This window comes from Lysinibacillus sp. Ag94 (assembly GCF_023242215.1).
Taxonomy (GTDB): domain Bacteria; phylum Bacillota; class Bacilli; order Bacillales_A; family Planococcaceae; genus Lysinibacillus.
This window is the reverse complement of the sequence record NZ_CP096780.1, coordinates 4,369,478-4,391,515: the sequence shown is the minus strand read 5'-3', so window position 1 is coordinate 4,391,515 and position 22,038 is coordinate 4,369,478. Positions and strand designations below refer to the sequence as shown.

Genomic DNA, 22,038 nt, shown 5'->3' with positions numbered 1-22,038 from the left:
GTGTGAGGGGATTGAGAAAATGTACTACATTCCTTATTACGGAAACATGCCTATGTATAACTATGGAGATCAGCTAGTTTATTGGACACCTCCTTATCAGACGGGGTACGCGAACAGGGCTGAGCCTTCTCATTTTTCCAATGGCGAAAGTATTGTATTAAAAGATTATGGGCCCAAGCCACTTGTCATCAATCTTAAAGATGCAGCTAAACAAAACGATACGTATCGTACTACTCTGTGGACGGGAAAGAATTCACAAATTACGTTAATGAGTATTAATGTTGGTGATAATATCGGTTTGGAAGTACACCCAAATGTGGATCAAATTTTATATATTGAACAGGGTGAGGGTTTTGCTCAAATGGGCCCTAGTCAAAACAATTTAAATTATGAAAGAAAAGTCTATGAAAATTACGCTGTAGTAGTGCCTGCAGGAACATGGCATAACGTCACAAATACAGGAAATATACCACTAAAGCTTTATTCAATATACGCTCCTCCTAACCATCCATTTGGTACGGTACATGTTACAAAAGCAGACGCTATGGCCTCGGAAGCAGGCTACGGTCAAGGCAATGAATAATCGAAGCTTTTTCCGTGGTCATACAAGCATACAAAAGACAACTCCTACTTAGAGAAGTTGTCTTTTTTGTCGTCGTTTAAATGAAATATATATAGATAATAAGCCATTCAATGTTAAAAGGGTAACTAGTGCTATGACCAAAAATGCAATATCAGGGGCAAAATATCTAATAGTGTGCCAAGGTGTTCCTGTATTATAGCTTAATAATGGAATGGAGATAATGGCCAAAACTAAAAGTATAAGACCGAATATACTCAACACGCCTCTGTTGTTCACATTTTTAGCTTTAACTTTTAGTAGAAGATAAATAAACAGCACAAAAAGTAAGCATAAAATTGCGATTGTTATAACTTGAGATGTAGGTGTATATTTAGGAGCGTCAACGGGCTCTTTGCCATTTAAAATATTGATAATCCCTTCTTTCAAGTAAAGAAGTGACTTTTCCTCTAATATATGACTTTTGTTCGTGAGAATTACCCCGCCCCAATCGGTTTCTGGTAGATAAAATACTTCTGAGCGTGCGTCAGGATTTGAACCAGAATGCCATATCATTTCTTCTTTGGATTCTGGATACGAGATTCGTACACCAAGGCCGTAGTATCGATATTTACTAGTTTGAACAAACGGTGATATATAAAGATTCATCGCATTTTTACTTAAAAAATTGTTATGCTCATGGCGACTAAGTAGTTTAATATACTGCACCATATCTGTTGCACTTGCCGTTATATATCCATAGGGTGTCCCTCCATTATCAAACGCGACTGCACTTTTAACAGGGTGACCAAGCCATGATTGATAGCCGGCTAAGTATCCTTTTTCATAGGCTATGCTACTATTAGCGGCTGCATTTTTCATCCCTAATGGAGAAAAAACTTGTTCCTCCATATATTTAGAAAATGGTTGTTTGGTAACCTCTTCGATGAGAGCTCCAAGAATAGAAAAGTTAGCATTACTATATTGATGTTTTTCCCCAGGAGCAGCAGTCAGCTCCACATTCGATAAACTTTCTACATTGTCCTTTATAGCACTTAAATCTTTAGATTCCTTGTCTGATATAGCTAAGCCAGAATAAGTGCTTATCCCACTTGTTTGCGTAAGTAAATGTTTAATCGTTATTTGAGAAGCGGCTTGTTTGTCTTTCAGGGTAAACCAAGGCATGTACTTTTGAACTGGATCATCTAATTGAATAATGCCTGCATCAAGTAATCTCATGATGGCTAAGCCTGTTAGTGATTTACTAATTGAGCCGACTACAAATGGAGTTTCAGCAGTTACCTTTTCTTCGGATTCTCCTGTTACACCCCATGATTTTGAATAAAAGATATCATTTTTATGAACAATTGCAATAGATGCCCCTGGAATTCGCTGCTCTTCTAAAAAGTTTTCAACATACTTATCTATAGTACTCTTAACATCTTGTTCTGCGGCTTCTGTGGAGATTTGTGAGACTAGTTGAAATAGATAAAGTGGAATTACTAAGAAACAAACTAATATAGCTTTATATATTGGTTTTTTTTTCATTGTTATTTCACCTATTTCCTCCAAAAATTTTTATTGCAAGTAAAGATATTAAAGAGGACGTAGAAATACTGATTGAAATTAGCAAGAAGTTCCACCAAGCAACATCAGAAATCTGATAAACAATATTATAATGGAATGTTGCCATAGTCTTTTGCGGATTAAAGGAATCTGTTAAAAACATCGATAGTAGTAGCTGACAAGCAAGATAGGCAATAATAAAAGTACAAAACCCAAGAACTATTGATATTCCAGGTCGACTTTTCCGCATTTGTTTTATTTCCGAATGAAGATCTATACCTTTAATCTCTAAAAAATCTTTAATAAATGTCGTAGTATCTCCCAGATCATTTATACTATCAATTCCATTGTCACGAGATTCTTGGATATGCTCTAAAAGCTGTTGCTTTATATTCTTTCTTTCTTTTGAGCTAATACGATACTGTTTTAACTCAGTTAGAACTTCGGTTACATATTGTTTTTCTACTAAACTTAATTCCATACTCATTCAATAAGTTCTCCTTTCAGACCGCTTTGAAGTAGGGATTTTATGTCTTGTTGCAACTCCAACCATTCATTGATTTTTTTTTGAAGATAAACTTTTCCTTTTTCATTGATTTCATAATAAACTCTGACTTTTCCGTTGTCTGTCATTTCACGGTAAGTATCAACCCATTCTTGATCTTTTAACTTAGTCAAGATGGGATAAATGCTGCCTACTCCCTTCAATTTCAAATTGTGTTTTTCTAACTCTTTCATAATTTCATAGCCATAACTTTTTTTCTTAGACAAAATAGACAATACACACATTTCTAAATGACCTTTTATTAAACTTGTTCTATCCATAGGTTAAATTTAACAAAAATATATACTTCTTTCAAGTATATATTTTTGTTGTGAATACTTTCGAGAGGTAATGATGAAATATTCGATCACATATCCTGCATGATGACCTACTTAAATCTTATAGAAGAAATGTAAAATTTATGCCAATACCTTTTGCACATCCTAACAGCACTTGTTAAAGTATGGTTAGTAGAATCTAGGCTTCAGTAGAGGTATGCTTTCTTCCGGCCAAAGCACCTAGTGGAACGGAACTCTACGTATGGTGGTGTTCATTATTATTCATTGGAGGATAATATAAATGGAATATAAACTATTAGGACATGAAATTGAAGATTTAGTAGCTTTGTTAACTCAAAACAAGTGGATGTATCATACTGATCAACATTTAAAAGAGGAATCCGTGCGAAAAGCATATACAGAAGGATATTATCACAGCGATCGCGAAACACATTGGATAGTTGATAATGAAAAAAAGGTCGGGATTATTATCATTCATGACATAAGTGATACGATCCCGTTATTCGATATCCGTTTAGATATGCGTTATAGAGGAAAAGGATACGGTGTAAAAACCCTCCTTTGGTTACAAGATTACCTATTTGGAGAAAAAGATAAGATTCGTATCGAAGGTTATACGAGAGTTGATAATATGCAAATGAGGAAATGTTTTGTGAAAGCTGGTTTTGTAAAAGAGGGCTATTTAAGAAATGCTTGGGAAAATGTTGATGGTACTGTGACAGATAGTATCGTTTATGGTGCAATCAAAGATGATTGGGTTTTAGGTAGAACAACGCCTATTAAAATCGATGACATACCATATTAAAACTATAGTAGAAAAGGACGTTGAGGAATGTCTACAGAAAATGATTTGTTAACAGCTTTTAAAAAATCCTGGTCCATTCAATCTAGCTCAAAATGGAGCTTAAATAATCCTGCAAAAGGCCAATGCGGAGTCACTGCATTAGTTGTAAATGATATCCTGGGAGGCGAAATTTATAAAACGTGGCTTGATGAAGGCTGGCATTTTTATAATATTCTCGGTGGGGTCAGAAAGGATTTTACACAAGAACAATTTTCGTACAATCTCGACTATCAGGATGTTCGTTCTAGTAGGGAAGAGGCTTTCCAAGATACGAACGATATTCAATATAGCTATCTAAAATCACGGGTTCATGAGTATTTAGGAAAAAGCTAGGGTCAACTGTAGCTACTTTTTGTATGTTGATTTAAGCGAAAGATACTGATATTCATTTTGAAGCCAAGCCCGCGGAAAGCGCCTACTCGGAGTGAAAATCAACCTTTGTTTATTGATACGCATTATTTTATATTTATCCTTTGGTCTACAAGCTGAAGCAGAGTGTTAACAGCTCTGCTTTTTTAAATATTTAAACAAACATGTTGACGTAAATGAAACCATCGTGTTATTATTATCTCGAATTCAAGATAAATAAATTCAAGATAAATGAATTCGAACCTTTTGATCCATATAGAAAGTAAAGCTTTACTTTTCATCATAAGGAGGTAATCATAATGGGTTTTTTAAATAAATTATTTGCTTCAAAAAAAGAGGAGGAAAAAACAATGGCAGAATTAAATATCGGGATTATTATTGGATCAACACGTGAAGGTCGTGTAAGTCCACAAGTAGCACAATGGGTAAAAGAAATCGCAGATCAACGAGGGGATGCAAACTATACAATTATTGATATCGCTGATTACAAATTACCTTTACTAGGTGAACCAGGGCAAGACGCTTCAGGCGCTCAAGCTTGGTCAGAAATTGTTGCAAAACAAGATGGATTTGTATTTATCGTACAAGAGTATAATCACTCTATTACAGGTGCTTTAAAAAATGCACTAGATTATTTACGTGTAGAATGGAATAACAAAGCTGCAGGTATTGTATCGTATGGTTCTGTAGGTGGTGCACGTGCGGCTGAACATTTACGTGGTATTATGGGTGAGCTTTTAATTGCAGATGTCCGTGTACATCCAGCATTGTCACTATTCACAGACTTTGAAAATGGTACTGATTTTAAACCAAAAGAAGTACAAACAGATTCAGTTAACCAAATGTTAGATCAATTAATTCCTTGGTCAAAAGCTTTATATACAATTCGTTAATCATGTTTAACTTATTTCAGCGGGTGTCAAAACACCCACTGAAATAGAGGAACTCAGCCTAAGAACGCCACGTCCTGTGGCAACGACTGAGTGACCAACTTCGTGCTGTTGCTGACGTTTTGCTTTCGGACGCAATTATGCCGAGGCATATTGATAGATTGAGGTAGAACGTTATTGGATAAAGTATAGGTGAACAATATATTTATCATGAAAGGGACTGTTAACATGAAAAAACATACTGCGGGTATTCACCATATCACAGCGATTGTAGGGCATCCACAAGAAAATATTGATTTTTATGCTGGTGTGTTAGGTTTACGTTTAGTTAAACAAACAGTAAATTTCGATGACCCAGGCACATATCATCTTTACTTCGGGAACAAAGGTGGTAAACCGGGGACAATTATTACATTCTTCCCGTGGGCAGATGCTTATCAAGGCCGCATTGGTGATGGCCAAGTTGGTGTAACTACTTATGTTGTACCAGAGGGAGCACTACCTTTTTGGATTAATCGTCTTGCGAAATTCGCTATTCCATTCCAAAAAGCTGAACGCTTTGGTGAACAAGTCATACAATTTGATGATCCACACGGACTTCATATTGAATTAGTGGCACGTGCGGAAGGTGAATTAAATGAATGGACATTTGGTGAAGTAACTCCTGAGGTTGCGATTAAAGGATTTGGCGGTGCAACATTGTATTCGAGTCACCCTGAGGAAACAGCAAAAGTCTTAACTGAAGTCATGGGTCTTGAGAAAGTAGCAACGGAAGGTGAGTATACTCGTTTCAAATCCAGTGCTGATATTGGCAATACAGTAGACTTAAAAGTAGTTCCTGGTATACGCGGCCAAATGGGAGTTGGAACAGTGCATCATATTGCTTGGAGAGCCCAAGATAATGCGGATCACCTAGAATGGCAAGAGTATGTAATGAATCATGGACAACATGTAACTGAAGTGAAGGATCGAAATTATTTTAATGCGATTTATTTCCGTGAACCTGGTGAGATTTTATTTGAAATTGCGACAGATCCACCTGGATTCGCTCATGATGAAACACCTGAAACAATGGGTAGTCAATTAATGTTACCAGCTCAATACGAACAGCATCGTGAACAATTAGAAAGAACATTAATTCCGATTGAAGTGCGTGTGCTTGATTAAGGAGGATGAGTTGTTTGATTTCGATTGATCCTACAAAAAATACTGAGCGTGAAAACTATAAATTATTAATTGGCAGTATTATTCCGAGACCAATTTCCTTTGTCACGACGAAATCAGAGCAAGGAGTCATCAACGGCGCACCTTTTAGTTTCTTTAACATTATATCATCAAATCCACCGATGATTTCTCTAGCCATTCAAAGACCACAAGGGCGCTTAAAAGATACCGCTCGACATATTCTTTATCAGCAACAATTTGTTGTGCATATTGTAGATGAGGATAATGTTAAGCAGGTGAATGAAACGGCAGCTTCATTACCCGTAAGTGAAAGTGAAATTGATAGAGCTCAATTTACATTAACCGATAGTGAGCTAATATCTGTACCAGGTATTCAAGAGGCAAAGGTTCGGATGGAATGTCGTTTAGTACAAACAATTCCTTTGATGAATGGCGACGAACAGACGGGTGATTTGTTCATTGGTCAGGTTGTTCAATTTCATATAGATGAGACTATTTATAATGAAGGGCGTATTGACCCAAGGAAATTAAAAGCAGTTAGCAGACTAGCTGGCTCGAATTATGCAAAAATTGGAGAAATATTTGCTTTAGAACGTCCTCAATAAAAAAATGCGAAAATGTTGATATAACAGCATTTTCGCATTTTTTCGTTATGCTAAAATTCTTTCTATATTCTCTAAATTTTCTTTAGTTAATAAGATATCGGTTGCTTTCACATTAGTAGCCACTTGGCTTTTATGTTTTCCACCTGGGATAACTGCATCAATACCATCTTGAGCTAATAACCAAGCTAGTGCTAGATTTGGTAAGGTCGTTTGCTTTTCCTCTGCAATTTCTTTTAACTCATCTATTTTTAGTAATGTTTGTTCAAATAATTCACCTTGGAATAAAGGATCCGAAATTCGCCAGTCTCCAGCGCCCAATTTAAAGTCTTTTGTATACTTACCACCAAGTAGGCCATATGCAAGTGGACCGTATGGAATAAAGGAAATATCATTTTTTACACAGTATGGCAATAATTTTTGTTCTGCAGATCGGTTTAACATATTGTACGGTGATTGTAACACTGAAATATCATTATGCACATTAGCTTCTTCAAGTTGATCTAATGTTACGTTTGAAATGCCTATTGCTCCGATTTTTCCTTCTTCTTTTAAGCGTGATAATTCCCCAATCGACTCCGCAAGAGGGGTCTCGTTGTCTGGGAAGTGTAAATAGTAGAGGTCAACATAGTCCATTTGTAGCCGGCTCAAGCTATTTTCAAGTGCACTTCGTAAATATTGTGGATGATTATTTGTTTTTACAGAGCCATCCTCAAACCAATGTCTGCCGCCTTTTGTCGCTAAAACAAAATCTTCCCTAGAATATTTTTTTAATACTTCGCCAACAAGTTCCTCTGAACGCCCTTTTCCATAGATATCTGCTGTATCAAAAAAAGTTATCCCTAGGTCAAGTGCAGCTGTGACTAGCTCCGTCCCGTCTTGTTCATTTAAGTTTTCATATAAGTTATGGCCACCTACAGCATTCGTCCCCAGACCAATTTCGGAAATCTTGATATTTGTTTTTTTTAATGTATGAAATTTCATATTCCTACCTCCTCTGTTTTCTGTAATTAGAATAGAGTAAAAAAAATATTTTACCAACATACATCGGTATAGTTTCATATATAGAAACAAAAGCATTTTAATTGCAAATAGAAGATCGAATCAATTATGCCTAGACATAATTGCGTTCGGAATCCGTGACATCCGCCGGAGGTTTTACTTCTTGCTGCGGATGTTTTTTGTACCGAAAGCGTAGCGACGGATACAGATGTTTGGACACCCGCTGAAAAGTAACGTAAACTGCATTCATCTCATCACCTATATAGGTGGGAGACCTTTTTAGCTTGAAATTTTCCTTTATGCTAACAGGTAATGGATTTCTTCCGTTAATTGCTGGCTTGCCTCTTCTAACTTTTTTGCAAATGACCGAATGGCCGTTTTCTTCATTTGATTTGTCGAACCGTGCAAAGCAATCGCACCGAAGACTTCTTCATTCACATAAATCGGAACTGCGATACAAATTTTACCTACATTTGTTTCTTCATTATCAACAGCATATCCCTGTGCTTTAATGACCTGTAAATGAGGAATTAACAGCCCATAATCATAGAAGGTTTTTGTTGTAAATGTATTAAGTTCAATACTATTTAATATTTCACGTTGTTTTTTAGCTGACAGATGAGCTAATACTACTTTTCCAAGTGCGCTTGAATGCATAGGTGTCCGAGTATCGATTGCTTGATAAGCAGGATGGTCAAAAGGCTCTCTAATCACATTTTTTATCACCATCTCACAATCTTCCAAAATACCAATGTAAGTAGTTATTTCTTCTTGGCGAGCTAATTGATATGGCGCCACGAGAGACGTCCATTGTATATCTTTGTGCCAATATAAGTGCTCATCCCTAAAGATATGCGGATTTAATTGATAGTATTTATTATATTTAATGACATAATTCATTTTTTCGAGCGTATAAAGCATGCGAAAAACGGATGTCTTATTCATTGATAATTCTTCCATAATTTCAGTTAATGTAAGAGAATGCTTTTGACGTAATACATCTAAAATCAAAAGGCCCTTTTTTAATGTCGATACTTCATAGGAATCCATTTTGCCCTCTCCTAACTTTAAATTTCTAGCTTGTACAATACCATCTTTACTATTGATTTACTAGTTTGGATAGTTTCTTATAGAAATAAGTCTCTACAGAGGATTATAATAGGCGGTGCAATTTCAATTTGAGATGCTTATGCTTTTCTTTATTGAAATCATATTTACAACGTCTAATGTATAGTGAAAGAATGGCAAGTGAAGTCATTGAGAAGGAAATAACCGAGCTTTTTATAGAGTCATTACAAGAAGAAAAAGTAAATTAGCCGCCGTTATGATTCTGGTGAAATGGGCATTTTAAGATTGTTAAAAGTTTCATATAAATAGACTCCTATTACCTCATTTTCAAGTAAAAAGATAAATTGTTATAATAATCTAATTGTTGACTCAATTCGAAAATGCGGATAATATACTGTTTATTGATAAAAATACATAAAAATGAAATTTATTTTCCTTTTTGAAAGTGGAGTGGTTATTATGGCGAATTTTTTACGAAAGAAATCAATCGAGCAAGCCAATAAAATAACTGAAGTCGAACGTTTTAAACTAAAGCGTGAACTAGGGTCGTTGCAATTATTGCTGTACGTACTAGGGGCTACAATAGGAGCTGGCATTTTTGTGTTGCCAGGAACTACAGCTGCTCTACATGCGGGTCCGGGTGTTGTTGTTTCATTCTTAATAGGTGGTCTTGTAACAATAGCAGTTGGATTAGCCTATGTTGAATTCGCAGCGATGGCTCCTGTTGCCGGCAGTGCTTACACCTATTCTTATATTGCGTTAGGTGAAATGATTGCTTGGATAATCGGTTGGGATTTATTATTGGAATTTATCGTTATTTCTAGTACAGTCGCAGTTGGCTGGAGTGGCTATGTCAATTCGTTTTTACAATCTGTGGGAATTCATTTGCCAGAAGTTTTAACAAAGGATATTGCTCACGGTGGGATTGTAAATCTACCAGCTGTGGCTGGTTGGCTTATTGTAGCTTGGATTTCAATGAGTGGAATTAAAAATGTAGGTCGATCAAATATGTTATTTACAGCTGCAAAGGTTGGCGCGATTATCTTATTCCTTGCTATTGGGGCTTTTCACGTTAACCCTATAAACTGGACACCGTTTACACCGTTTGGCTGGTCAGGTGTAATGGCGGGAGCGGCACTAGTGTTCTTTGCCTTTACCGGATTTGATGGTGTGACAACAGTTCTTGAGGAAGTAAAAAATCCACAAAAAACAATACCAAAAGCTTTAATTGGTGGTCTAAGTATACTAACGCTTATTTATGCAATTGTTGCACTAGTATTAACAGGTATTGTACCATCTCCTGAGTTGGATGTTCCAAATCCTACTGTATATGCACTAGAATCTGTTGGGATTCAATGGGGAGGCGCTATCATAGCAGTATCAGTTATTTTTGGATTGCTTGCTACGATGATAGCAAATACAACAAGTGCGACACGCGTGCTGTTTGCAATGAGCCGAGATGGACTTTTACCAGAACGTATTGCACAAACAAATAAAAAAACAGGCGTACCTGTATTATCAACGTTAATTGTTGTTGTAACAGGCATTCTCTTATCAGGATTTTTATCGATCGGAGAATTAGCGGAATTTGCTAACATCGGTGGTTTAACTGCTTTTGCTTTAACAACAGTTAGTGTTGTTGTTCTTCGCTATACACGACCAAATCAACCACGTGTATTTAAAGTACCTGCGCTATGGCTTGTAGCAACTGTAGGTGTTGGAGGATGTATTGTATTAATTTTCAGTCTGCCGCCATTTACTATAGTGCGCTTTTTGATTTGGTTAGCGATAGGTTTAGTTATTTATATAGCCTATGGATACAAGCATGCTAAAATAAGCTCTAAAAATGAAGATCTATAAATAAGATGAAGAGTGCGAGAAATCAATTATAGAAACGTTGATTTCTCGCACTTTTTTAATTATGAAACTTTACTTTAAAAATATACTTATGTCCCGGGCACCGTTTTTATCACAAAATTTAATACGAATCTAGACGCACAACCTTGTTAGTCTCAACATATAATAAGTTTACATTTCCTTACAAGCCCAGGCATCAATCTCTACCTTTAGGGAAGGGGCTGCAAGCGCAACTACATACATTAATGTCATACACGGAAGGTGATCACCGAGAAAGTCGTTCATTATTTTTTTCCTTTGATCTACATTCATTTCCCCAACCAAATAAAGGGTTATCTTCGTTAAATCTTGAATGTCCATATTCGCACTTTCAAGATTCTTTCTAATATTTTCGAATGCCAATTTCATTTGAGTTAATGGCTCTTCAGGTATTGTCCCGTCTTCTTCCATGCCTATTTGTCCAGATAGTGTTAACCATCTCTGTGGCCCTGTTACTTCTATTTGATGTACATAAGGAGCAACTGGTTGATGAATGTCCTTCGGGTTTCTAGCAATTTTCACATAATCAATCCTTTCTATATAATTTTAGTTTACAATTTTTATAAAAATATCATACTAAGTCTAAAGATAAAAAAATCTAATTTTAGTACTATCATAAAAGAACTTACATTGGCTATGATGGTGTTCAAAGGGTTATAATAGACTAATAAAATTAAGGCTTATAACGCTGATACAGCTTTCAAAAATATTGTTATTAATTTGATAAGGCATACTATTCTTTTCGCTCCTTGGATGCATTAATTTCTTATGAGACTTATAAAGCGCAAGTATTTAAGTCTTATTCTAAGTTTTAATGGAAATAATAATCCAATGAAGGGGGGCATTTACATAAGAATGATACGTAATGTTTTACATCAATTTATTAATTGTTTTTGTTCACTTGATAGCGAAATCCAGGCAGTAAAGGCCACGAAGCCGTTTTGTAGAAGGAGTGAATACATGAGTAATTTCTTTCGAAGTCATGGATTTAAACGTTTTTTAATCCTGGCTGGGATCGCTATTGCATTATATATGATGCGGAGTATGATCAATCTAATTCTTCTCACGTTCATTATTACTTACTTGATGAATCAACTTACCACGAAGACAACAAAAGAGGTTAGAAAGTACGTACGGATGAACGAGAAGGCTGTAACAGTTACCCTCTATCTTTTGCTCGTTGCAGGTATTGTTGCAATTATCTACAAGTATTTGCCAGTCGTAACCCAACAAATTACACAGCTCTTTGATCTTATTGCTAGCTTTAGTCTTAACCCAAATGATAACGAGATTGCAAGGTATTTAGCGCCAACCTTTGACAAAATTGAACTGGGTAAATATTTAGAGCAAGGTGTAGACCTCACGCTGAAAAACCTAACGAATATTGGTAAAATCATTTTGCATATATTCATTGCACTAATTTTGAGCTTGTTTATTTTACTTGAAAAGAAACGTATTACGGAATTTACAGCAAAATTTAAAGATAGCAAAATGAGCCATCTCTACGATGAATTACATTATTTCTCAAGGATATTCATTCGTTCTTTCGGTAAAGTTATTGAGGCGCAGTTCATTATTGCTGCTGTCAACTGTGTTTTATCTGTTATTGCTTTATACATTATGGGCTTCCCGCATTTAATTGCGCTGGGAATCATGCTCTTTATACTGGGGTTAGTGCCAGTTGCGGGCGTCATCATGTCCTTGATTCCTCTAACTATCATCGCATACAGTATTGGTGGTCCTATGTACATTGTCTATATCTTAGTTATTGTTATGGTACTACATGCTATGGAGGCATACTTCCTAAATCCAAAGCTAATGTCAGCTAAGACAAATCTTCCAATTTTCTATACATTCATGGTCATTCTCTTCTCTGAGCATTTTCTTGGTGTATGGGGATTAATTATTGGTATTCCATTATTCATGTTCCTTCTCGATATTCTCGGAGTTACGTCCTCAGAAGATGAACTGCAACGGGCAATGGAAATACAAGAAGACAAATAAGTGAATAAAGTTTCATTTAAAAAGGAATCAAGTATGTATGATTCCTTTTTTTCTTTGGCTAGTTTGGAAATTTCGAAGTCCATAGTTTGGCAGTATAGCGGATGGCCTAAACAGTTACCCCCCCTTTCGAATTGCATTGAAAGGGGGGTAACATTAATGTGCCTTTAAGGAACTTGCTTCTGAGAAAATAGTAGGTGTTTTTGTCTTCATGAATATAAAAATTAGTAATGCGGTAATACCCTCTGCGGCGGGAAATGTCCACCAAATAGCTTGTGGGCCAAGCAATTTAGGCAATAGTACGAGAGCAGGGATAAATAGTATAATACTGCGAAGTAACATTATAGTTGTTGCAAGACGTATTCTTTCAATTGATTGGAAGAATTCCGCAAAGACCATGTTCACGCCGAGGAATACATACCCAATTGCAAAGTGTACGAAGCCTTGCGCTGCCATATTACGAATTTCAAACGTACTATCACCGAATAATGCTATTAGCTGAGAAGGGAATAACGTAGCAATTATGACAGTAGTTAAACCGAGAATAAATGCAGTGGCTATACCGATTTTCAATAACGCTGTTAATCTCTCGATTAATCTCGCACCGTAGTGATAACTAACGAGGGGCTGTAGTGCCATGCCGATACCTAGGAATACTGTTAATAGTACGGTATGAATATAGTTAATCATCGCGTAGGCGGTCACTCCATCTGAGCCCAAATAGTGTAAAAATGTCACATTATATAAAATAACCATAATAGCGACGGAGGCTTCAACAATAAAGCTTGGTAACCCAATAGCGAATATTTTCTTTAAATCAGCTAGGTTGAAAAACTTGCGCACAAACTTTAATTCGGATTGCTTTCGGAAGAAATGTAGGCAGAGCACCGACATACCGATTATTGTGGAAAGTGCTGTAGCCAGGGCACAGCCAGTTACACCGTAGTGGAGCACGAAAATAAAAATGTAGTTTAAAATAATGTTTAACACAGATGTAGTGATTAAACCCATCATTGCAAGCTTTGGATTGCCATCATTTCGAATAAAAATGCTAAGTAAGTTTTCAATTGTGTAGAACACACCGAAAATCAAAATAACATGTAAGTACTCTTGTACATAAGGAAATGTAGCATCACTTGCGCCGAATATATAGGAGATTTCCTTTAAATTTAATAAAAGTATTAGAATCAGTGTCATTACGACAACGATCATAGTTGTAAATGCTAATGTAAAGAGCTGGTTCGCTCTTTTTTTATTGCCCTCACCGAGAGAAATTGAAAATAGTGTTGCCCCACCCATACCAATCCAAAGGGAAATAGATAGTAAAATCGAAAAAATAGGTACGGCGATATTTACCCCTGCTAAAGCGGTTGGTCCAACTCCGTGACTAACGAAAATACCATCCACTAAAATATTCACTGACATTAGTAACATACCAATCATAGCTGGAAATAAGTATGATAAAAACAAGGGCTTCAGCGGTCTTGTTTCAATTGGATTAATGGTAGTCATGAGCATGTACCTCCTTTACCATCACCTTTTCACCTTTGTCATCTAGCTCACCGTTAAAGACGAACCCAAACTTCTTATATAACTGAATAGCTACTATATTGTTGTCATAAACGCTTAAATATATATTTTGACAGCTGTATTTAGCTACTAAATAATTGATAAGCAGCTGTAAAAAGTATTTTCCTAATCCTTTGTGCTGATAACGTTCATCAATGAAAAAGCGATCTAACCAAACACGCTGTGTATTGTCCTTATGTGGAAACACACCATACATAGCGAAGCCAACTGCATTATTTTCCCTATACAATCCAACAGGAATAAAGCGTTTGTCTGTTTCTGCTTCCGCTAAACATTGCTTTGTACTTTCAATAAAATCTTGCTGATAATCAGCAATACGTAATGCTAATATTTTCTCTTTGTTTAAAGCCGTAATGTCACGAATTTCCGTGAACATAATGTCAAAACCTTTCTGTTTTTAATTTCTTTCAGCCATGCATTGTTTATTGTAGTGGCATAATTAATTGTGAATAGCTACAATTTAATGTATATAGTAACTATATAGTCAAGGAGGGAAATTTAAAAATGTTTAATAAAAATGTAAAATATTTTACAACTGGTGAGTTCGCTAAAATTTGTAAGGTTAATAAACAAACGTTAATTTACTACGATCAAATCGGTTTATTGTCACCCATTATGAAGGATAGTAAGGACTATCGTTATTATTCCATTGCACAATATGAATTTTTTAGTGTGATTGAGCTATTAAAGGCGGTTGGTATGTCTTTAAAGGATATTCAAAAATATATGGCAGAAAAATCACCTGAAAATTTCCTAAATTTAATGTATCAGCAAAAGGAAATTGTAGCGAAAAAACGTCGAGAGCTGGAGATGATTGAAAGCATTATTGATGTAAAAATTGATTTAACAGAAGAGGCCATACACCTTGATTTTGATAGTATTACGATTGAGCATTTGCCAGTGGCCACATTGTATTTAAGTAAAAATATCGAGGATTCGACGGAAGAACAGTTTACGAAGGCTGTATCAGATTTTATAGATGAGTTAGATCGTTCTCAATTAGACACGGGTTATCCCATTGGGGGGATTACAAGAAGAGAGCAAATATTAGCTGGAAACTATGATAATTATAGTTTCTTGTATATAGAGCAGCCACACCCACGAGAAGGTCATCCTTATTTTGAAGCGATTGAAGGGGATTTTATTGTAGGATATCATGTAGGAAATTCCACTACACTTGGTGAATCTTACGAGCGATTATTTAAGGTAATGAGAGAAAAAGGCTTTGAACTAGGGGAATACGTATATGAGGAATACATTTATGACGCCGTGATTAAAAATCGGGAAGAGGATTATGTAACGAAAATTATGATAGAAATTAAAAAAGGTAGTTGAAGCCATTAATATTTCATGGCAATACGAGGCTTATTGGACACTTATTTGGGCACTTGGATTTGTTGAGAAGCTCGTTTTTCCTGATGAAGTATGTGATTGCGAGTATGCCATTCAAGTTGTTTCTAACTGTGAAACGTTTGAACAATTTTTTCTTCAAACTGTTATGCGTAGTCAGGAAGAGATATTGGATGAAGCCGACAAGATTTACAGATACCATTGGGCTTGTGTAGATAGTCGGATAAAAGACCAAGCGGCTCCTGCCGGGATGAATGAAAGCATCGTCATGGAAAGGAGAAGAGGCTTGTTCTGGATGATAGGGCATCGAAGTGAAGAATGGGATAACATGTCGATGGATACTTAAATATAAAAGAAAAATAGCAAACTAGTTTTTCTGCTAGTTTGCTATTTTGATATGCTTATTTTATATAATGAGGTTTACTTACTTTATCAATCAGCAGAAGGCCATCATATTGATCTCGTGGAACAAGACTTTCCTGAATCATTCCCCAGCTATACGATAAACGTGGCTCAAACATCCATGAGTTTCCACGCTCATTTTGACGGTTTCGTAAATCGATAAATGTGTACGGTTTATTTGAAGATGAAGCAATATCCTCGATGGATCCTTTTATTGACGGTAAAACGGCCATAGGCTCACCTATATTGTTGGCTGTTTCCCCACCAGCCATATAAAGACCAAGCACATAACTATATTTCTTGTAAATATCTGGTAGACGTTCGCCCATCAATTTTACTGGATAAGGAGAACCCATTACTTCGGATTGTGCTTTACGAATATGGTCATTATGCGCCCAGACGATGAACTTTTCGGTTGGATAAATGTCCTCTGCTAACCAAAGAAGGTTTTCCATCATTGATTGGTCGCGCCATTCCATTGTCTTTAAAAAAGAATCATATTTATTTTGTCCAAGTTCAATATTTGCTTGAATCGATAGTTCTACATATTCGTCTGCTAAACGGATACGGTCAGCTAATGTACGTTCCATAAGCTTTACAATATGAGACTCTCCCGGATAAGCTGCTTTTAACTCGTTTTCTTTTAGCTGTACTTGTGATTTTACTTGTTTATACACGTCGATAATGCTTGTTTTCGCCTTTTGATAGCCTTTTAAATCCGTACCAGAACTCCAGTCAACAAGTTTCTCCTCTACTTCACTTAACTGTTTAGCAAGCTTGTTATTTTGTAGCCAGTTGCCGTTTGTGAATACACCTTGCTGTTGAATATCAAAGCCCGCTAATTTTAATGGTTTATCGGTATTCTGTGTTTTTTTAGCATACTCAAATAACGGTAGTGTTTCTTTTGACCACCATACACCAAAAATAGCATCCTTCATTGTTTGTTGCGCTGCTTGTTTATCAATTTGTCCTTGAGCATTCATAGCATTCCCCATACCGCTTTCAAAGGCGAGGACATTGTAGCCCATTTCTTGGTGTAAAAATTGAATTAAACGTGTTTTTGCTAAGCTGAATTCTGCTACGCCATGTGAACTTTCCCCTAAAAAAACAATGCGCTTATCATGCAATAAAGGCTTTAGCATCTCTAAATCTTCAAATTTAGTAGATGGGATGTTTTGTTGACCAATTGCTTCAGGTTGAATGGATGTTAAGCTGTAAGCATGATCGTTTGTCCATTTTTTCCAATCTTGAAGAGTTTCACTGGATGTGCGAGCTTGTTTCACTTCTATTTTGTTATCTAAAGCTACACGTTCTTCTACCGCCGGAATTGCTGCAGATGCATTTGAAACTCCGTTGAACGCTGCAAAGCTTGTTAACGCAATACTTAATGATAATAAAACCTTACGTTTCTTACCTTTTGTCACTTTCTATCAGTCCTCCGCTTTATAGTAAGACCAATTATAGGTAGTAAAGTTTAAAGTAAAGGGGGCATTTGTTTAAATTTTGTTTAAATTTGGTCAAATGTCATTATTTTGGATTATTTATGCGGATGCGGATAAAAAAACACCTCCATAGCGTAAGTACACTATAGAGATGTTAGCTATTTTATTTATAGTGATATGTGCTAGCTCTTGGGTGGTTCCGCTGTATTTGATTGAACCATGCACGATTCTTTTCCTCTTCTTTTAAAGTATGAACGATGGTTGATGAGCAGCTCACACAGATTTTTGCCTGAGTAATTTGTCCACAGCGTTCACAGGGGGCGCCTAAGTTAGGAAAAATTGATTTTTTTAATTTTCCTGCTTTTACCCATTTATAGAGTAACTCAGATGAAACCCCAGTTAATGCAACTACCTCATCATTCGTTAAATAGCGATTATTTTTTCTTAGTAAAAAATGATGTAGTTCTGAAAAAATATCTTCTTCTCTTACATCAATCCTTTTAGTAAATAGCTGCATAATTATGACTCTCCTCGTTGTACTTTAATTGATGACTTCTTCTATCATTTTATTCGCGTTGTTCGGTTGCTCATCATATTTATAGTTTTCCCAGCGATTACGTGCTAGTTTTCGATATTTATTGGAAATATTTCGATCTGCTATTAATCGAGAGAATCCTTTTTTCGCCTCGGCAATATCTCCAAGTCGGAGGCTTAATTCGGCATGTAAATATTGAATTCTCTCTCCGCCCTCTTGATTGGATGCAAAAGATTTGCTGTAAAAATCTCTGGCAGCAAAAAGGTAGCGCTTTTCAGATTCTTCATCATTTTTTAAGCGATATAGCCAGGCTATTTTTAAAGCGAAATTGGCCATAAGAAGTGACTCTTCCATTGATGCTCTTGATACAAGATAAGCTAATTTAAAGCTTACAATGGCATCATCAATCGTACGTTCCTTACGGATATCCATTGGTTTTTGTAGCTCTTTTATGTACAGTTCATCAATAAGAAGCATGAAAGGCCCGTATGTTCTCGTCATCGATTTGTGGAAAGCATAGCCACAATGTGGACAAACGGCAACTTCATACAATAACGGGTTTAAGCCTTCGTAAACTGGCATGAAGTCTGTTTGCTCTTCGATAACTTTATAACGATTAGGGCGTACTTTATATGTGGTAAAATGCTTTTTGCAAAACTTGCAATCCACACTACTTTCATAGTAGTAAATGTTAAATGCCATAAGAATCAACTCCTTTACATTCAGATGATTATTATTTCTTTTGTTCTATTTATATGGTGGATGGTATCGTTCAATGTATTTAATTTAGTTATCTTTATTTTAACAATTCTATGCTCTTTGGTATACTCCTTTAGAATTATTGAAATAAAAATGTTCATTACTTTCTCAGTTATTTGAAATTTCGATATGTACCCGTAATAGTGTTTATCGGTGTAGTTGGAGTAAGTTATACGGTTGGCTTAGCTTGTCATAAAACGTACAAATGTTTTATTAACTACTAATTTTTTTAAATCTAGTTGCTGTATAGATAATAATGCCTATTTGGATATTTCTTCATGTGAAATGACAAGTATATTGATTAGGGAAATATAGGATATTATTAAGTGACAAAGCGGAGTCACCTAGGCACTCGTCTGTAGTGGAAAATGACATTTAAATGAGGGTGATCGGAGTGGGGGTGGGCGATTTTTTGGAGATTATCGTCACAGGTATTACCTCAAATTGGGTCATGTTATGGTGAGGTTCCCTGATCGATATACTTAATAAAATCAGCAAGGAGAGAACGATGGATTATAAAATTGCATTCTTTGACGTAGATGGAACGCTTGTAAATTATGAAGATGGTCGTATTGAAGAAAGTACAATGATCGCTATTGAGCAATTAAAATACAATGGAATTCATATTGTTGCAGCTACAGGAAGACCTTTATCAATGTGCCAAGGTTTAAGAAGTATAGGTATAGATACGTTTATTACCGCTAATGGTGCCTATGTTAAGCAGCAAGACCAAGTAATACATAAAATTCCTATTGCCAAGGAAATTGTCCACGCAGTTAAGGCTTTTGCTGAAAACCATAAACAAAGTCTTTCGTTTTTTACAGAACAATTATCGATGAATAACGTCCAAGAACAAGAGACATTAAAAGCCATGCAAGAAACATTATCATTGCAAGATTTCCCCGTTATTAATGAAGATATTTTAACGCAAGAGGTTTACTTAATGTGTTTATATGGCAACGAGGATATTGAGAAAAGGTATACTTTAAAATTCCCGCACTTATTATTTAAGAGGTGGCACCCTTACATTACAAATGTTTTGCAACATGATGTTTCCAAATCAATTGCTGTGCAGGCTGTACTAGATTATTTTGACTTGAGCCCTGAGGAAGCACTTGCTTTTGGTGATGGAGATAATGATATCGACATGCTGGAGCAGGTTGGCTTTGGTATTGCAATGGGCAACGGTAGTGAAGCATTAAAAAGTGTCGCTAATTATGTAACGAAAAAATCAACAGAAGACGGTATTCATTATGCTCTACGTAAGCTGCAAATAATTTAATTATTTGAAAGTAAAATATGAATCAACCAGTCACTAAGAAAAGACTATATTTTTTTAACACACATGGATGGATGTTTTCATGGAGAAAATGTATTTAATCCAATAATACTCATAATGTTGTCTCCTTTGAGTTATTATAAAGCTAACTATTAAAAATTATTACGCTTTAGATGGGGTGGATTTATGGCGCATCACGTACAATCTCTTATTGAACATTATGGATATTTTGGCATTATTCTTATCCTAATTGGGGGAATTGTCGGTCTGCCACTTCCTGATGAAATATTTTTGACATATGTAGGGTATAGCGTATATCGTGAAACTCTTGCACATATTCCAGCTTTAATCAGCGCTATGATAGGCGCTGCAGGGGGAATTACCCTGAGCTACTATATAGGCTATAAATTCGGGCTACCTTTATTACGAAAATACGGTTCGAAAGTCCATATTACAGAACAGAAAATTGATTTTACTAAAAAATTATTTGAAAAAATTGGACCAATATTATTATTAATAGGGTATTTTATCCCTGGTGTACGTCATCTTACTGCATATATTGCAGCTATTAATAATTATCCTTATAAAAAATTTGCTTTCTTTGCTTATATGGGAGCAGCTTTATGGACATTTACTTTTATTACTTTAGGGAAGATACTTGGAGAGAAATGGCATTATGTTGAGTTATATTTATCCCGCTACAGTATTTATGTTATAGTACTGTTTATCATCATTATGTTCATCATTTATGTTGTTTTCAAAAGAAAGAATTTATCTAAATAAATTCAATAGCACAGAGCCGATTCCGGACGAAATTATGCCGATGCATAATAGATAAAAGGTCTAATTCAATATTTATTGAATCAGACCTTTTGCTATATTACGGTAATATTGCAAAGGAACGGACAGGGAATCCAGATGCTTTTTCAGGCTTTGGCACGATATTGAATATAGCAGCGCCCTTTGGAGGTAGCTTATCTAAATTTGTCATAAGCTCAATTTGATAAGTATCTTGCTCTAGCACAAAATATTCGCCGTCTAATTTTCCATTTCTACGGAAATCTGCTGCTGAATCCGTATCAAAAGTTTCGTGGCCAATAGCCCTTACTTGTCGTTCGTTGAATAAAAATTGTAATGCTTCTAATCCCCAGCCAGGAATATGATTATTGCCATCAGCGTCTTTGTTGCTGAAAGATTCTTTATCTGGCCAACGTTTACTCCAATCGGTACGGAACGCAACAAAGGTACCTGCTTCAATTTCCCCATTTTCAGCTTCAAAGTCAAGAATATCTTGAACACTTAACGTGTAGTCGTTATTTACTGCGGCTTCCTTCGATTTATCAATAACGATGAGTGGTAGTACTAGTTCTTTTAGCTCCAATTCCTCTAGATAGCGTGAATCTCGCACAAAATGGATAGGAGGGTCGATATGTGTTCCGTATTGCCCTGGGAAAGTGAATTGTTGTGCAAAGAAGCCATCCTCATGTGTAAATAATGTTTCAAATTTAGCATCAGCAAACATAAAGAAATGTGGAGAATTTGGACCAAATGTATGCGTTAAGTCTACCCATTTTTTTGATTTCAATAGTTGAATTACTTGTAAAAGTTCGTTTGTCATAATTGTTCCCTGCTTTCTTTTAATTAGAATGGAAAAATAAAAAAGAGCCCTCCTTGAAGAAGAGGACTCTCGTGCAAAGCAACTGAAGTAAGTCTTCTCATCTTTCAAGGCAGAATTTTGCCAATTGGAATTAGCACCATACCTATAGGGCTGGTTGCTGAGACTTCATAGGGCCAATCCCTCCGTCTCTCTTGATAAGAAAATGCGATATAAGAATTTTCAGAAATAATGTTTACAA

Annotated in this window: 23 protein-coding genes, 1 pseudogene and 1 riboswitch; of the genes and pseudogenes, 12 read left to right on the top strand and 12 right to left on the bottom strand. The window is 35.9% G+C overall.

Annotated elements, in window-relative coordinates; genetic code table 11:
- Nucleotides 1–19: 19 nt before the first annotated feature.
- Nucleotides 20–583 carry a cupin domain-containing protein gene (locus tag MY533_RS20795; protein ID WP_248717431.1) on the top strand — a complete coding sequence of 188 codons (564 nt, stop codon included), beginning with the start codon at nucleotides 20–22 and terminating at the stop codon, nucleotides 581–583.
- Between the two features lie 48 nt (nucleotides 584–631).
- Here the strand turns inward: MY533_RS20795 and MY533_RS20790 are convergent, their stop codons facing one another.
- Genes MY533_RS20790 through MY533_RS20780 form a run of 3 tightly spaced genes read right to left on the bottom strand, consistent with a single transcriptional unit; the run spans nucleotide 632 to nucleotide 2,950 of the window.
- Nucleotides 632–2,107: a serine hydrolase domain-containing protein gene (locus MY533_RS20790; RefSeq protein WP_248717430.1), complete on the bottom strand. Its 1,476-nt coding sequence runs from the start codon at nucleotides 2,105–2,107 to the stop codon at nucleotides 632–634.
- A 7-nt stretch (nucleotides 2,108–2,114) separates the two neighbouring features.
- Nucleotides 2,115–2,612, bottom strand: coding sequence for a hypothetical protein (locus tag MY533_RS20785; protein WP_248717429.1), 498 nt, complete (start codon nucleotides 2,610–2,612; stop codon nucleotides 2,115–2,117).
- Nucleotides 2,609–2,950: a PadR family transcriptional regulator gene (locus MY533_RS20780; protein ID WP_248717428.1), complete on the bottom strand. Its 342-nt coding sequence runs from the start codon at nucleotides 2,948–2,950 to the stop codon at nucleotides 2,609–2,611. The genes MY533_RS20785 and MY533_RS20780 overlap by 4 nt, the downstream gene beginning before the upstream one ends.
- 298 nt (nucleotides 2,951–3,248) lie before the next feature.
- Between MY533_RS20780 and MY533_RS20775 the strand changes: the two genes are divergently transcribed.
- The 5 genes from MY533_RS20775 to MY533_RS20755 all read left to right on the top strand — a co-directional run bounded on the left by MY533_RS20775 (nucleotide 3,249) and on the right by MY533_RS20755 (nucleotide 6,861).
- The gene (locus MY533_RS20775) at nucleotides 3,249–3,773 is read left to right on the top strand and encodes a GNAT family N-acetyltransferase (RefSeq protein WP_248717427.1); all 525 of its coding nucleotides are present in this window, start codon (nucleotides 3,249–3,251) and stop codon (nucleotides 3,771–3,773) included.
- Between the two features lie 27 nt (nucleotides 3,774–3,800).
- Complete coding sequence (locus tag MY533_RS20770) at nucleotides 3,801–4,145, top strand: YunG family protein (RefSeq protein ID WP_248717426.1); 345 nt, start codon at nucleotides 3,801–3,803, stop codon at nucleotides 4,143–4,145.
- Between the two features lie 335 nt (nucleotides 4,146–4,480).
- Complete coding sequence (locus MY533_RS20765) at nucleotides 4,481–5,074, top strand: NADPH-dependent FMN reductase (protein ID WP_132361257.1); 594 nt, start codon at nucleotides 4,481–4,483, stop codon at nucleotides 5,072–5,074.
- Between the two features lie 225 nt (nucleotides 5,075–5,299).
- The gene (locus tag MY533_RS20760) at nucleotides 5,300–6,238 is read left to right on the top strand and encodes a ring-cleaving dioxygenase (protein WP_248717425.1); all 939 of its coding nucleotides are present in this window, start codon (nucleotides 5,300–5,302) and stop codon (nucleotides 6,236–6,238) included.
- 14 nt (nucleotides 6,239–6,252) lie between these two features.
- Nucleotides 6,253–6,861: a flavin reductase family protein gene (locus tag MY533_RS20755; RefSeq protein ID WP_248717424.1), complete on the top strand. Its 609-nt coding sequence runs from the start codon at nucleotides 6,253–6,255 to the stop codon at nucleotides 6,859–6,861.
- 45 nt (nucleotides 6,862–6,906) lie between these two features.
- Here MY533_RS20755 and MY533_RS20750 read toward each other — a convergent pair whose 3' ends face one another.
- Nucleotides 6,907–7,842, bottom strand: a complete 936-nt coding sequence (locus MY533_RS20750) for an aldo/keto reductase (RefSeq protein ID WP_132361261.1) — start codon at nucleotides 7,840–7,842, stop codon at nucleotides 6,907–6,909.
- A gap of 315 nt (nucleotides 7,843–8,157) precedes the next feature.
- Nucleotides 8,158–8,910, bottom strand: coding sequence for an IclR family transcriptional regulator (locus tag MY533_RS20745; protein ID WP_248717423.1), 753 nt, complete (start codon nucleotides 8,908–8,910; stop codon nucleotides 8,158–8,160).
- A 477-nt stretch (nucleotides 8,911–9,387) separates the two neighbouring features.
- On the opposite strand from MY533_RS20745, the gene MY533_RS20740 reads away from it, so the two are divergent.
- Entirely contained in the window at nucleotides 9,388–10,788 is a 1,401-nt protein-coding gene (locus MY533_RS20740) for an amino acid permease (protein WP_132361265.1), read from the top strand.
- A gap of 168 nt (nucleotides 10,789–10,956) precedes the next feature.
- Here the strand turns inward: MY533_RS20740 and MY533_RS20735 are convergent, their stop codons facing one another.
- The gene (locus MY533_RS20735) at nucleotides 10,957–11,346 is read right to left on the bottom strand and encodes a RidA family protein (RefSeq protein ID WP_248717422.1); all 390 of its coding nucleotides are present in this window, start codon (nucleotides 11,344–11,346) and stop codon (nucleotides 10,957–10,959) included.
- 438 nt (nucleotides 11,347–11,784) lie between these two features.
- Between MY533_RS20735 and MY533_RS20730 the strand changes: the two genes are divergently transcribed.
- The gene (locus MY533_RS20730) at nucleotides 11,785–12,828 is read left to right on the top strand and encodes an AI-2E family transporter (RefSeq protein ID WP_132361269.1); all 1,044 of its coding nucleotides are present in this window, start codon (nucleotides 11,785–11,787) and stop codon (nucleotides 12,826–12,828) included.
- 153 nt (nucleotides 12,829–12,981) lie between these two features.
- Here MY533_RS20730 and MY533_RS20725 read toward each other — a convergent pair whose 3' ends face one another.
- Both MY533_RS20725 and MY533_RS20720 read right to left on the bottom strand, forming a co-directional pair.
- A complete protein-coding gene (locus MY533_RS20725; RefSeq protein WP_248717421.1) occupies nucleotides 12,982–14,337 on the bottom strand; it encodes an MATE family efflux transporter in 1,356 nt (451 codons plus the stop codon).
- Entirely contained in the window at nucleotides 14,324–14,791 is a 468-nt protein-coding gene (locus MY533_RS20720; protein WP_248717420.1) for a GNAT family N-acetyltransferase, read from the bottom strand. Before MY533_RS20720 ends, MY533_RS20725 begins: the two co-directional genes overlap by 14 nt.
- A gap of 128 nt (nucleotides 14,792–14,919) precedes the next feature.
- On the opposite strand from MY533_RS20720, the gene MY533_RS20715 reads away from it, so the two are divergent.
- Complete coding sequence (locus MY533_RS20715) at nucleotides 14,920–15,750, top strand: MerR family transcriptional regulator (RefSeq protein WP_248717419.1); 831 nt, start codon at nucleotides 14,920–14,922, stop codon at nucleotides 15,748–15,750.
- A pseudogene (locus MY533_RS20710) lies at nucleotides 15,749–16,111 on the top strand (DUF4272 domain-containing protein); the annotation flags it as partial. The gene MY533_RS20715 and the pseudogene MY533_RS20710, both read left to right, overlap by 2 nt.
- Nucleotides 16,112–16,166: 55 nt before the next feature.
- Here the strand turns inward: MY533_RS20710 and MY533_RS20705 are convergent.
- The 3 genes from MY533_RS20705 to MY533_RS20695 all read right to left on the bottom strand — a co-directional run bounded on the left by MY533_RS20705 (nucleotide 16,167) and on the right by MY533_RS20695 (nucleotide 18,846).
- Nucleotides 16,167–17,591, bottom strand: a complete 1,425-nt coding sequence (locus tag MY533_RS20705) for an erythromycin esterase family protein (RefSeq protein WP_248717418.1) — start codon at nucleotides 17,589–17,591, stop codon at nucleotides 16,167–16,169.
- A gap of 181 nt (nucleotides 17,592–17,772) precedes the next feature.
- Nucleotides 17,773–18,126: a hypothetical protein gene (locus tag MY533_RS20700; protein WP_248717417.1), complete on the bottom strand. Its 354-nt coding sequence runs from the start codon at nucleotides 18,124–18,126 to the stop codon at nucleotides 17,773–17,775.
- Between the two features lie 24 nt (nucleotides 18,127–18,150).
- Entirely contained in the window at nucleotides 18,151–18,846 is a 696-nt protein-coding gene (locus MY533_RS20695; RefSeq protein WP_248717416.1) for a DUF2225 domain-containing protein, read from the bottom strand.
- Nucleotides 18,847–19,411: 565 nt separating this feature from the next.
- On the opposite strand from MY533_RS20695, the gene MY533_RS20690 reads away from it, so the two are divergent.
- Nucleotides 19,412–20,185, top strand: a complete 774-nt coding sequence (locus tag MY533_RS20690; protein ID WP_248717415.1) for a Cof-type HAD-IIB family hydrolase — start codon at nucleotides 19,412–19,414, stop codon at nucleotides 20,183–20,185.
- A 183-nt stretch (nucleotides 20,186–20,368) separates the two neighbouring features.
- Nucleotides 20,369–20,965, top strand: coding sequence for a DedA family protein (locus MY533_RS20685; RefSeq protein ID WP_248717414.1), 597 nt, complete (start codon nucleotides 20,369–20,371; stop codon nucleotides 20,963–20,965).
- Nucleotides 20,966–21,062: 97 nt separating this feature from the next.
- On the opposite strand, the gene MY533_RS20680 is transcribed toward MY533_RS20685, so the two are convergent.
- Complete coding sequence (locus MY533_RS20680; RefSeq protein ID WP_248717413.1) at nucleotides 21,063–21,800, bottom strand: cyclase family protein; 738 nt, start codon at nucleotides 21,798–21,800, stop codon at nucleotides 21,063–21,065.
- 94 nt (nucleotides 21,801–21,894) lie between these two features.
- A riboswitch (SAM riboswitch) is annotated at nucleotides 21,895–22,001 on the bottom strand.
- Between the last annotated feature and the right edge of the window lie 37 nt (nucleotides 22,002–22,038).

Bases quoted from the DNA above. Each gene is read 5' to 3' on its own strand.
- MY533_RS20795 (WP_248717431.1), top strand. From the start codon at position 20: ATGTACTACATTCCTTATTACGGAAACATGCCTATGTATAACTATGGA.
- MY533_RS20790 (WP_248717430.1), bottom strand. From the start codon at position 2,107: ATGAAAAAAAAACCAATATATAAAGCTATATTAGTTTGTTTCTTAGTA.
- MY533_RS20785 (WP_248717429.1), bottom strand. From the start codon at position 2,612: ATGAGTATGGAATTAAGTTTAGTAGAAAAACAATATGTAACCGAAGTT.
- MY533_RS20780 (WP_248717428.1), bottom strand. From the start codon at position 2,950: ATGGATAGAACAAGTTTAATAAAAGGTCATTTAGAAATGTGTGTATTG.
- MY533_RS20775 (WP_248717427.1), top strand. From the start codon at position 3,249: ATGGAATATAAACTATTAGGACATGAAATTGAAGATTTAGTAGCTTTG.
- MY533_RS20770 (WP_248717426.1), top strand. From the start codon at position 3,801: ATGTCTACAGAAAATGATTTGTTAACAGCTTTTAAAAAATCCTGGTCC.
- MY533_RS20765 (WP_132361257.1), top strand. From the start codon at position 4,481: ATGGGTTTTTTAAATAAATTATTTGCTTCAAAAAAAGAGGAGGAAAAA.
- MY533_RS20760 (WP_248717425.1), top strand. From the start codon at position 5,300: ATGAAAAAACATACTGCGGGTATTCACCATATCACAGCGATTGTAGGG.
- MY533_RS20750 (WP_132361261.1), bottom strand. From the start codon at position 7,842: ATGAAATTTCATACATTAAAAAAAACAAATATCAAGATTTCCGAAATT.
- MY533_RS20745 (WP_248717423.1), bottom strand. From the start codon at position 8,910: ATGGATTCCTATGAAGTATCGACATTAAAAAAGGGCCTTTTGATTTTA.
- MY533_RS20740 (WP_132361265.1), top strand. From the start codon at position 9,388: ATGGCGAATTTTTTACGAAAGAAATCAATCGAGCAAGCCAATAAAATA.
- MY533_RS20730 (WP_132361269.1), top strand. From the start codon at position 11,785: ATGAGTAATTTCTTTCGAAGTCATGGATTTAAACGTTTTTTAATCCTG.
- MY533_RS20725 (WP_248717421.1), bottom strand. From the start codon at position 14,337: ATGACTACCATTAATCCAATTGAAACAAGACCGCTGAAGCCCTTGTTT.
- MY533_RS20720 (WP_248717420.1), bottom strand. From the start codon at position 14,791: ATGTTCACGGAAATTCGTGACATTACGGCTTTAAACAAAGAGAAAATA.
- MY533_RS20715 (WP_248717419.1), top strand. From the start codon at position 14,920: ATGTTTAATAAAAATGTAAAATATTTTACAACTGGTGAGTTCGCTAAA.
- MY533_RS20700 (WP_248717417.1), bottom strand. From the start codon at position 18,126: ATGCAGCTATTTACTAAAAGGATTGATGTAAGAGAAGAAGATATTTTT.
- MY533_RS20695 (WP_248717416.1), bottom strand. From the start codon at position 18,846: ATGGCATTTAACATTTACTACTATGAAAGTAGTGTGGATTGCAAGTTT.
- MY533_RS20690 (WP_248717415.1), top strand. From the start codon at position 19,412: ATGGATTATAAAATTGCATTCTTTGACGTAGATGGAACGCTTGTAAAT.
- MY533_RS20685 (WP_248717414.1), top strand. From the start codon at position 20,369: ATGGCGCATCACGTACAATCTCTTATTGAACATTATGGATATTTTGGC.
- MY533_RS20680 (WP_248717413.1), bottom strand. From the start codon at position 21,800: ATGACAAACGAACTTTTACAAGTAATTCAACTATTGAAATCAAAAAAA.